Annotated in this window: 3 protein-coding genes; all 3 read left to right on the top strand. The window is 65.7% G+C overall.

The window, feature by feature from the left end; translation table 11 throughout:
- Positions 1–693: GntR family transcriptional regulator (locus tag AB0N24_RS27425; RefSeq protein ID WP_364131732.1), on the top strand; the 693-nt coding region annotated here is incomplete at its 5' end.
- Between the two features lie 9 nt (positions 694–702).
- Positions 703–2,217, top strand: a complete 1,515-nt coding sequence (gene hpaE / locus AB0N24_RS27420; protein ID WP_364131729.1) for a 5-carboxymethyl-2-hydroxymuconate semialdehyde dehydrogenase — start codon at positions 703–705, stop codon at positions 2,215–2,217.
- Positions 2,218–2,256: 39 nt separating this feature from the next.
- The coding region (gene hpaD, locus AB0N24_RS27415) for a 3,4-dihydroxyphenylacetate 2,3-dioxygenase (protein WP_364131727.1) at positions 2,257–3,275 on the top strand (1,019 nt) is incomplete at its 3' end.

Raw genomic sequence — 3,275 nt, 5'->3', positions numbered from 1 at the left:
GCCGGCAAGTCGGCCGGCAGCAAGTCCGAGCAGGCCTACACGGCCGTCAAAGCCCGGATCGTGGACGGCACCTACACGCCCGGTTACCGGCTGGTGCTCGCCAAGATCGCCGAGGACCTGGGCGTCAGCGTGGTTCCGGTCCGCGAAGCCATCCGCCGGCTCGAAGCCGAAGGACTGGTCAAGTTCGAACGGAACGTCGGCGCCACCGTGTCCGGAATCGACCCCACCGAGTACCTCTACACGATGCAGACCCTCAGCATCGTCGAAGGCGCCGCCACAGCACTGTCCGCACCCCTGATCGGCGAAGCCGATATTACCCGGGCGCGTGCCGTGAACGAGGAAATGCGCGAGTGCCTGCAGCACTTCGACCCCGTCCGCTTCACCCGGCTCAACCAGGACTTCCACAGCGTCCTGTTCGAGCACTGCCCCAACCCGCACATCCTGGACCTCGTCCACCGCGGCTGGAACCGGCTCGCCTCGCTGCGGTCATCCACGTTCCGCTTCGTCCCCGGCCGCGCCCACGACTCCGTGGAGGAACACGAAGCCCTCCTGAAACTGATTGAAACCGGAGCCGACGCGGGCCAGATCGAAATGGCCGCCCGACTCCACCGCTCCGCCACTTTGGACGCCTACCTTGCCCACACTCCGGCAGCGGTACAGGCGACACCCAACCACCAGCCCTCCGAGCAGTAAGGAAAAACAATGACGTTCACTGCAGCAGAAACCACCGCCCACTACATTCCGCAGGACCTTCCCACCCACATCCAGCACTACATCAACGGCCAATTCGTTGACTCGGTGGGCGGCAAGACCTTCGATGTCCTTGACCCGGTTTCCAACACCAACTACGCCACCGCGGCGGCAGGCCAAAAAGAAGACATCGACCTCGCCGTCGCCGCCGCCCGCGAGGCCTTCGTCAACGGCCCCTGGCCGAAGATGAAGCCGCGCGAACGCGCCCGCGTCCTGAACAAAATCGCCGACGCCGTCGAGGCCCAGGAAGAACGCCTCGCCGAACTGGAGACCTTCGACACCGGCCTGCCCATCACCCAGGCCAAGGGACAGGCCCTGCGCGCGGCAGAGAACTTCCGCTTCTTCGCGGACCTGATCGTGGCCCAGTTCGACGACGCCATGAAGGTCCCCGGCTCACAGATCAACTACGTGAACCGCAAGCCGATCGGCGTCGCCGGGCTCATCACCCCGTGGAACACCCCGTTCATGCTGGAGTCCTGGAAGCTCGCCCCGGCGCTGGCCACCGGCAACACAGTGGTCCTCAAGCCTGCCGAGTTCACTCCGCTCTCCGCCTCGCTGTGGGCCCGGATCTTCAAGGACGCCGGCCTCCCCGACGGCGTATTCAACCTGGTCAACGGCCTGGGCGAGGAGGCCGGCGACGCCCTGGTCAAGCACCCGGACGTCCCGCTGATCTCCTTCACCGGCGAGACCACCACCGGCCAGACGATCTTCCGCAACGCGGCCACCAACCTCAAGGGCCTCTCCATGGAACTCGGCGGCAAGTCCCCGTGCGTGGTGTTCGCCGACGCCGACCTCGACGCCGCGATCGACTCCGCCCTGTTCGGCGTCTTCTCCCTCAACGGCGAACGCTGCACCGCCGGCTCCCGCATCCTCGTCGAACGCGCCATCTACGACGAGTTCTGCGAAAAGTACGCCGCCCGCGCCAAGAACATCGTGGTCGGCGACCCGCACGACCCCAAGACCCAGGTCGGTGCACTGGTCCACCCGGAGCACTACGAAAAAGTGGCCTCGTACGTGGAAATCGGCAAGTCCGAAGGCCGGCTCCTCGCCGGCGGCGGCCGCCCCGACCACCTGCCCGAAGGCAACTACATCGCTCCCACCGTGTTCGCCGACGTCGCCCCGGACGCCCGGATCTTCCAGGAGGAGATCTTCGGCCCGGTGGTCGCCATCACCCCGTTCGAGAACGACGACGAAGCCCTCACCCTGGCCAACAACACCAGGTACGGCCTGGCGGCCTACATCTGGACCCAGAACCTGACCCGGGCGCACAACTTCTCGCAGAACGTCGAGGCCGGCATGGTGTGGCTCAACAGCCACAACGTCCGCGACCTCCGCACCCCGTTCGGCGGCGTCAAGGCCTCCGGCCTGGGCCACGAGGGCGGCTACCGCTCCATCGATTTCTACACCGACCAGCAGGCCGTGCACATCAGCCTCGGCGCTGTCCACACCCCGAAGTTCGGCGCCTAACAGCGCTTACCGCCCCCCTTTCAACGAAGAGAGAATCCCATGAACACCCAAATTTCACAGCACAACTTCGTTCCCACCCCCTCCGTCCCGGCCCCGGACATCGTCCGCTGCGCCTACATGGAAATCGTGGTCACCGACCTCGCGAAGTCCCGCGCGTTTTACGTGGACCTGCTGGGCCTGCACGTCACCGAAGAAGATGAGAACAACATCTACCTTCGCTCCCTCGAGGAGTTCATCCACCACAACCTGGTGCTCCGCAAGGGCCCCATCGCCGCCGTCGCCGCCTTCGCGTACCGGGTGAAATCCCCCGCCGAAGTGGACGCCGCCGAGGCGTACTACAAGGAACTGGGCTGCCGCACCGAACGCCGCAAGGACGGCTTCACCAAGGGCGTGGGCGACTCCGTCCGTGTCGAGGATCCGCTGGGGTTCCCCTACGAGTTCTTCTACGACGTGGAGCACGTCGAACGCCTCACCCAGCGCTACGACCTCTACTCCGCCGGTGAACTGGTCCGGCTGGACCACTTCAACCAGGTCACCCCGGACGTTCCCCGTGGCCGCAAGTACCTCGAAGACCTCGGTTTCCGCGTCTCTGAAGACATCCAGGACGCCGACGGCGTCACCTACGCCGCGTGGATGCACCGCAAACAGACAGTTCACGACACCGCACTCACCGGCGGCAACGGCCCGCGCATGCACCACGTCGCCTTCGCCACACACGAGAAGCACAACATCATCCAGATCTGCGACAAGATGGGCGCCCTGCGCATCAGCGACCGGATCGAACGCGGCCCCGGCCGGCACGGCGTCTCCAACGCCTTCTACCTCTACATCCTGGACCCGGACGGCCACCGCATCGAGATCTACACCCAGGACTACTACACCGGCGACCCCGACAACCCCACCATCACCTGGGACGTCCACGACAACCAGCGCCGCGACTGGTGGGGCAACCCCGTGGTCCCGTCCTGGTACACCGAGGCCTCCCTGGTCCTGGACCTTGACGGCAACCCCCAGCCCGTCATCGTCCGCGAGGAAAAGTCCGAGATGGCGGTCACAGT

Source organism: Arthrobacter sp. NPDC093128, from assembly GCF_040683875.1.
GTDB lineage: Bacteria > Actinomycetota > Actinomycetes > Actinomycetales > Micrococcaceae > Arthrobacter.
The sequence above is the reverse complement of the archived record's forward strand: the minus strand, read 5'-3'. Positions and strand labels throughout refer to the sequence as shown.

What these genes read in the sequence shown, in the direction of transcription:
- hpaE (WP_364131729.1), top strand. Translation starts at nt 703, where the DNA reads ATGACGTTCACTGCAGCAGAAACCACCGCCCACTACATTCCGCAGGAC.